This is a genomic window from Streptomyces anandii JCM 4720 (assembly GCF_014650655.1).
GTDB classification, from domain to species: domain Bacteria; phylum Actinomycetota; class Actinomycetes; order Streptomycetales; family Streptomycetaceae; genus Streptomyces; species Streptomyces anandii.
In genome coordinates this window covers 45,229-52,458 of record NZ_BMVJ01000023.1, presented here as the reverse complement: position 1 = coordinate 52,458, position 7,230 = coordinate 45,229, and the positions used below count along the sequence as shown (strand labels likewise).

General features: G+C 72.0%; 5 protein-coding genes. 4 read left to right on the top strand and 1 reads right to left on the bottom strand.

The genetic code is table 11. The annotated features are described in order from the left end of the window. From IE249_RS29995 to IE249_RS29980, 4 genes are all read left to right on the top strand, one after another. Positions 1-886: LysR family transcriptional regulator (locus IE249_RS29995; RefSeq protein ID WP_229859550.1), on the top strand; the 886-nt coding region annotated here is incomplete at its 5' end. A 603-nt stretch (positions 887-1,489) separates the two neighbouring features. Next, positions 1,490-2,332 carry a translation initiation factor IF-2 gene (locus tag IE249_RS29990; RefSeq protein ID WP_189709810.1) on the top strand — a complete coding sequence of 281 codons (843 nt, stop codon included), beginning with the start codon at positions 1,490-1,492 and terminating at the stop codon, positions 2,330-2,332. A 266-nt stretch (positions 2,333-2,598) separates the two neighbouring features. Continuing rightward, the gene (locus IE249_RS29985) at positions 2,599-4,728 is read left to right on the top strand and encodes a bifunctional polysaccharide deacetylase/glycosyltransferase family 2 protein (RefSeq protein WP_189709882.1); all 2,130 of its coding nucleotides are present in this window, start codon (positions 2,599-2,601) and stop codon (positions 4,726-4,728) included. A gap of 14 nt (positions 4,729-4,742) precedes the next feature. Continuing rightward, positions 4,743-5,939, top strand: a complete 1,197-nt coding sequence (locus IE249_RS29980) for an acyltransferase family protein (RefSeq protein WP_189709808.1) — start codon at positions 4,743-4,745, stop codon at positions 5,937-5,939. A gap of 44 nt (positions 5,940-5,983) precedes the next feature. Here the strand turns inward: IE249_RS29980 and IE249_RS29975 are convergent, their stop codons facing one another. After that, positions 5,984-6,616: a DUF4232 domain-containing protein gene (locus IE249_RS29975; RefSeq protein ID WP_189709806.1), complete on the bottom strand. Its 633-nt coding sequence runs from the start codon at positions 6,614-6,616 to the stop codon at positions 5,984-5,986. Between the last annotated feature and the right edge of the window lie 614 nt (positions 6,617-7,230).

Genomic DNA, 7,230 nt, shown 5'->3' with positions numbered 1-7,230 from the left:
CCGGCTGTACGTCGCCCAGCAGGCGCTGAGCCGGGACGTACGGAGGCTGGAGCGGGAACTGGGCGCCGAGCTGTTCGTCCGCACCACCCGGCAGGTCACGCTCACCGCCGACGGCGAGCGGCTGCTGCCCCACGCCCGCCGCGCCCTGGAGGCCCAGGACGAGCTGCTGGCCGCCTTCGGGCACGCCCGCCCGCTCCTGGTCGACCTGAATTCCCCGGGCCTGACCACCGGCCGCAGCGTGCTGCTCCGCGCCCGCGAACTCGCCCCCGAACACGAGATCATGGCCCGCTACGAGAGCGGACTGACCGGCGCCGCCGCCGAGTTGCTGGCGGGCCGCCTGGACGCCTCGTTCGGACGGTACGCCGGTCTCGAACCGGCGCTGCGGGCCCGGCTGGACCACCAGCTCGTGCGCTACGAGCCGATGGCGATCGTGCTGCCCGAGGACCACCGGCTGGCCCCGCTGCCCGCCGTGCCGCTGGCCGAGCTGGCGGGCGAGACCGTCTACGCCGGCGCCGGAAACCCCCGCACCCCCGAGTGGACCGACCTCGCGCGGCTGCTCTTCGCCGGGCGCGGGATCGAGGTCGCGCCACCGGCGCCCCTCGCGGTGGGGGTGGAGGAGTTCGAGCGGCTGATGGCCAAGACCGGCCACCCGGTCCTCGCCGTGATCGGCTTCCCCGCGCTGCCGCACACCGTCGTACGGCCGCTCGTCGACCCCGTTCCGCTGTCGCCGGTGTCACTGGTGTGGCGCAAGGGGCTGGTGCATCCGGCGTTCGACGCCGTTCGACGCGCGGCCGCGGAACTGGCGGGGATGGAGGGATGGTTGAGGCGACCCGAAACAGGATGGATTCCAGCCATCGACGAAACGGTCAATTCCGTTCACCATTGATACTTCGCAAATCCGGAACTCCCTCAAGCGCTACGTTCGTGGCGCCGAGCACGGTGTGGCAAGGGGGCGCGCGGGACAGGTGGGGGCCTGGTTCCGGCGACGCGGGCTCGGGGTCGTACGCGCACCCGGAACTCCCTTGGGGGAAGGTACGTGCGCGTGAAAAAGGGGCCGGAAGAAGCCCAACCGGAATGGCCCGCCGCCGCATCAGCGACCGGTGAGACGCCTGCCGCCGAAGGCGGCGCCGCCCAGAGGGCGCAGACGTTCTCGGAGACGGGGGCGTTCCCGGAGGCCGGGGCGTTCCCGGAGACCGGGGCGGCGAAGAGGGCGCGGGTCGAGGACCCGTGGGGGGACGCCGGGCCGGGGCCGGACTCGGGCCCGGATTCCGGCCTGGGTCCGGATCCCGGCCCGGGGCCGGATTCGGAGCCGGATGCGGAGGAGCTGACCGTCCGGCTCGACCGTGCCGCGGGGCGGCCCGGCAAAACGTTCGCTCGTGCGAGCGAAGGGGACGCGCGCGGCGACGGGCCGGCGGACGCCGGTGGTTCGGACGGTCCAGGTGGTTGTGAGGACGGGGCCGGTGGGGCCGGTGGGTCCGACGGCGGGCCCGTGTTCGTCGACGAGTCGGGCCGTCGCAGCCGCCGCTTCCGCCGGTTCGGCATGGCCGTGGGCTTCGCCTGCGCGGTGTACGCCGTCGTCATCGTCGTCACCCTCGTCTCGGGCAACTCCACCGCGCCCTGGCTGCCGGTGCCCGGCCAGGCCGACGACCGGCCCTCGAGCAAGGTCGACACCTCCCCGGTGCCCTCGGACCCCGCGCGCCCGCCCGGCACCGGCGGCGGTTTCGTCGTACCCGAGGCGCCCGTGACCGCCCCGGGCGTCGCGCGGCCGACACCGGGCGCCACCGGCACGGCGCCCAAGGCCTCCGGGGGACCGCGCAAGCCGGGCAGCGCCTCGGCCGGTCCCCGGCCGAGCGCCGGCGGGACCAGCAAGGCCCCGGGCTCGGGCGCCACCGGCCCGGTCGTGCAGCCGACCCCGCCCCCGTCCTCCGCCTCGCCCGACCCTAGCCCCAGCGGCGGAGGCGGCGGCCCGTCCACCTCTCCCGATCCGTCACCGACGACGGGCGGCACCGGAGGGGGCAGTGGGGGAGCGCCCGGCTCGGGCACCGGCGGACCCGGCACGGTCGCGGACGGTCAGGGCAGCCCCGTACCCGTGGCCACCGAGACGGGTTCGACGACGTCCTCGGGTTCGACGACGTCCTCGGGTTCCACCGCGCCCGGTCCGACCACCACCCCCGCTCCGACCACCGCGTCCGGCCCCACGGCGGAGCCCGGCACCGGCGGGTCGCCGGCGGGGGCCGGACAGCGGTCCGCCGCACCTGCCTCGCCGTCGGCCGCACCTGCCGCGCAGGACTCCGGGACGACGGTCGTGATCTCCTCCGGGAGCATGACCTGATGGGACCCCGCACCCGCCGTACCACCGGCACCGCGACGGGACCCGCGCAGCTGCCCTCCCGTTCCGCCCGTTCCGCCCGTTCCGCCCGGTCGTCCCGCTGGTCGCGGTCGCCGGGCTCCTCACGCCCCTCGGGATCCCCGCACTCCTCCCGGTCCGCGCCCGGGCCGGCATCGAGGCGAGCGTCCGGGCCGGCGTCCCGGTCCGCCGCGCGCCGACGCCGGCTTCCGCTGCGCCTGCTGCTGCCGGTCCTCCTCCTGGCCGCCCTGATGGCGATGCTGATGCTGCGCGGCTACGTGCACAGCGAGATCCTCGCCGATCACCGGATCCGGCCCGAGGCCACCACCGACCGGGTGCCGCAGAAGATCCTCGACGGCGGCCCGGTCATCGACACCCGGGACGGCCGCGAGACCAGCCTGCGCGTGCCCGACCACCGCCTGGTCCTCACCTTCGACGACGGCCCCGACCCGACGTGGACGCCCAAGGTGCTGGACGTGCTCAAGGAGCACCACGCGCACGCGGTCTTCTTCGTCACCGGCACCATGACCTCGCGCTACCCCGCGCTGGTCAGGCGCATGGTGGCCGAGGGCCACGAAGTGGGCCTGCACACCTTCAACCACCCCGACCTGTCCTACCAGTCCAAGAGCCGGATCGACTGGGAGCTGTCGCAGAACCAGCTCGCCATCACCGGCGCGGCCGGCGTGCGCACCTCGCTGTTCCGGCCGCCGTACTCCTCCTTCGCCGACGCCATGGACAACCGCTCGTGGCCGGTGACGCGGTACATCGGCTCGCGCGGCTACATCACGGTCGTCAACGACACCGACAGCGAGGACTGGCAGAAGCCGGGTGTCGGGGAGATCATCCGCCGGGCAACGCCGAAGGGCGGCAAGGGCGCGATCGTCCTGATGCACGACTCCGGCGGCGACCGTCACCAGACCGTCGAGGCGCTGGACCGCTTCATCCCCCGACTCCAGGCGCGCGGCTACCGGTTCGACAACCTCACCGAGGCGCTCGGCGCGCCCAGCGCGCTCACCCCGGTCACCGGTCCCGACCTGTGGCAGGGCAAGGCGTGGGTCTTCCTCGTGCAGGCCTCCGACGACGTCACCGGAACGCTCGCGATCTGCCTCGCGGTGGTCGGCGGCCTGGTGATCGCCCGATTCGCGCTGATGCTGCTGCTCTCGGGCGCGCACTCGCGCCGGGTGCGGCGCAAGGGCTTCCGCTGGGGCCCACCGGTCACCGAACCGGTGTCGGTGCTGGTGCCCGCGTACAACGAGGCCAAGTGCATCGAGAACACGGTCCGTTCACTGACCGCGAGCGAACACCCGGTCGAGGTCGTGGTCGTGGACGACGGCTCGGCCGACGGCACCGCGGACATCGTGGAGGCCATGGACCTGCCCGGTGTGCGGGTGGTCCGCCAGCGCAACGCGGGCAAGCCGGCCGCGCTCAACCGCGGTATCGCGCACGCCTCGCACGACCTGATCGTGATGATGGACGGCGACACGGTGTTCGAGCCGTCCACGGTCCGCGAACTGGTCCAGCCCTTCGGCGACCCCAAGGTCGGCGCGGTGGCGGGCAACGCCAAGGTGGGCAACCGCGATTCGCTGATCGGCGCCTGGCAGCACATCGAGTACGTGATGGGCTTCAACCTCGACCGCCGGATGTACGACGTGCTGCGCTGCATGCCGACGATCCCGGGGGCGGTGGGCGCCTTCCGACGCTCGGCCCTCGAGGAGGCGGGCGGCATGAGCCACGACACCCTCGCCGAGGACACCGACATCACGATGGCGCTCCACCGCGCCGGCTGGCGCGTCGTCTACGCCGAGAACGCGCGCGCCTGGACCGAGGCGCCGGAATCCGTCCAGCAGTTGTGGTCCCAGCGCTACCGCTGGTCGTACGGCACCATGCAGGCGATCTGGAAGCACCGCGGTGCCCTGCTGGACCGGGGCCCCTCGGGCCGCTTCGGCCGCGTGGGCCTGCCGCTGGTGTCCCTGTTCATGGTGGTGGCCCCGCTGCTGGCGCCCCTGATCGACGTCTTCCTTCTCTACGGGGTCGTCTTCGGCCCCACCCGGAAGACGGTCCTGGCCTGGCTGGGCGTACTGGCCATCCAGGCGATCTGCGCCGCGTACGCCTTCCGCCTGGACAAAGAGCGCATGACGCACCTCATCTCCCTGCCCCTCCAGCAGATCCTCTACCGGCAGTTGATGTACGTGGTCCTGCTCCAGTCCTGGATCACGGCACTCACGGGCGGCCGCCTGCGCTGGCAGAAGCTGCGGCGCACGGGGGTGGTGGAGGCACCGGGCGGACCGGTGCAGGGACAGGCGCGACGCGAGCGGGCGGCCGTGGCCTCCGGCGACGGGGGCGGCACGGACCGGACACCGGATCGGAGTGCGGTGCGATGACGGAGCCCGGTGACATGACACAGACACTCGCAGCCGACGCGACGGCGGACCGCAGGCCACCACCGCCTCCGCGCGCCGGCCGGGACCGCTACCTGGACCTCCTCCGGGCCCTGGCCCTGGTCCGGGTCGTGGTCTACCACCTCTTCGGCTGGGGCTGGCTGACGATCCTCTTCCCGTCCATGGGCGTGATGTTCGCCCTGGCGGGCTCCCTCATGGCCCGCAGCCTGAACCGCCCCGCGCTGAGCGTGATCCGGGGCAGGCTGAGGCGCCTGCTGCCCCCGCTGTGGATCTTCGCCGCCGTGCTGGTCCCGCTGATGCTGTACGCGGGCTGGAACCCGGCGCGGGACCCGGACCTGGGCGGTTCGACGGGCCTGCCGAAACTCCTGAACTACCTGGTCCCGGTAGGCGCCCCGCCGTACCCCGAGCACCTGGGCTCGGACTCGGGCCTGCTGGACCCGACCTGGCCGGACGACGCGGCGGGCCCGCTGTGGTACTTGCGCGCCTACCTCTGGTTCGTAGTGGCCTCGCCGGTGCTCCTGTGGGCATTCCGCCGGGCCCCGTGGCCGACCCTGCTGGGCCCCCTCGCTCTGACGGCGGTGGTCGGCACGGGGTGGGTGACCATCCCCGGCGAGACGGGCGAGGCGATCACCGACTTCGCGGTCTACGGCAGCTGCTGGATCCTGGGCTTCGCCCACCACGAGGGAGCGTTGAAGCAAGTCCCGCGCTACATCGCGGTGTCGTCCTCGGCCTTGCTGATGGCGGTGGGCCTGTGGTGGGCCTCGGGCCACCGGGGCCCGGACGGCTGGGACCTGAACGACATCCCGTTCGCCCAGGCCACCTGGTCCTTCGGCGTAGTGGTGATCCTCCTCCAGTACTCCCCGTCCTGGACGGAACTCCCCGGCCGCCTGCGCCGCTGGGACGGCCCGATCACCTTGGCGAACAACCGCGCGGTGACGATCTACCTCTGGCACAACGCCCTGATCACCGCCGCCGTCCCCCTCTTGGACCAGGCCTACAACCTCCCCTTCATGCAGAGCGACACGGCAACGTCCTTCCTGGACAAGACCTACCCCTTCTGGACCTTCGCCGTGGTCTGGCCCCTCATAGCCCTGGCCATCCTCACCTTCGGCTGGATCGAGGACCTGACAGCAAAACGCAAGCCGAGGCTGTGGCCGAACGGGAGGGAGAGGCGGAGAAGCAGGGCCTTGTAGCCGACGACCGGGCCCGTCACGGAGCCATGCTGGTGGGTGGCTGCTCAGGCGACCGGTCGCAGCCGGGGCGAACCCATGTGGATGGTGTCGCAGACCGTCGCACGAATCTGCCGCCCCTGGGGGTCGGACATCTGCACGGAGGCGCCGTAGTCAGTGGATGCCGGGTGCGGCGGCCGTGCGCTGATCTCGGGGTCCTCGCCAGGCGGTATGGCGCAGTACCCGTCGCGGAGACGGACCGCGGGGTAGAAGAGCGGGATCTCGACCGTGCGACCGTGGCCCAGCAGCAGTCGGACCCGTGTCGTCGTCTTCGGCTGCGCGTCCACCGCCGGCCCCTTGCCCAGATGGACCTCCAGATCCGGGTAACCGTCGAAGGCACAGGGCGTGGCACCGGTGTTCGTGGCGCTGAGCAGGGCAGTCGGCTCTTTGGACGGCTTGACGGTGAGAAGCGTCAGCCGCCATCGCAATTGCTCGGTGCCGCATGCGAGGCGGGCACCCGTCGGGGCAGTGGAGGACACACCCGTCGCGGCCGGACCGAGCGTTGACATCGTCGTCCGCGACGGCGGTCGAACGGTCGGCCTCTGCTTCCCACCGTCCTGATGCACCGGACCGCACGCCACGGCGGCCCCGATCACTGTCAGGGCGATGGCGGAGACTGCGGTTGCGCGCGGTGTTGCCACGACAACTCCCCCCCGGGGGAAGGGGCCCGGCGCGGCCGAGTGCCACCAGTACTGCCTTCCGGACGGGGAGATGAGTTTCGTCTCCACACGGGTTCCGCGGTCGTGACATCGCCGAAGCCGTAGATCAGGTCGTGAGGGACAGCCTGACCCAAGATCGACAGGTATGCAGAAATCACTAAGTAGGGCTGCAAACAGCTGTGTTGACGCAGGTGTGGATCTTTCAGGCAAGGAGTCTGTGACCTTCCTTACAGGCAATTGACGACTTGCCGTGAACATGACTTAGCTTTACGTGACCTTTACAACTTTCATATCTTGGGGGAACGCGTGAAGCCCGAGCGTGGGGTGCCGCCGGTGCGGAGGGCGCGGAGAACGCCAAGCAGCCTGTTCGGGGGCGTGGCTGCTGCGCTGGTGCTGTCCGTGTTGCCTGTGGTGCCCACAGCGGCTGCTGCGCGAGCGGAGTCGGCACCAATGCCCGGAATCGGCGCGGTGAATGAGCCGACGGCCGCGTCCCGAGCACAGACCTCGGGTGAGCCGGTGGAGGTGACGGCTGATCGCACCGAGTACTCCACCACTGTGGCCAACCCTGATGGTTCCTTCACGCTCACCCAGTCCAC

Coding starts and splice junctions, on each gene's coding strand:
- IE249_RS29980 (WP_189709808.1), top strand. CDS start 4,743: ATGACACAGACACTCGCAGCCGACGCGACGGCGGACCGCAGGCCACCA.
- IE249_RS29985 (WP_189709882.1), top strand. CDS start 2,599: ATGGCGATGCTGATGCTGCGCGGCTACGTGCACAGCGAGATCCTCGCC.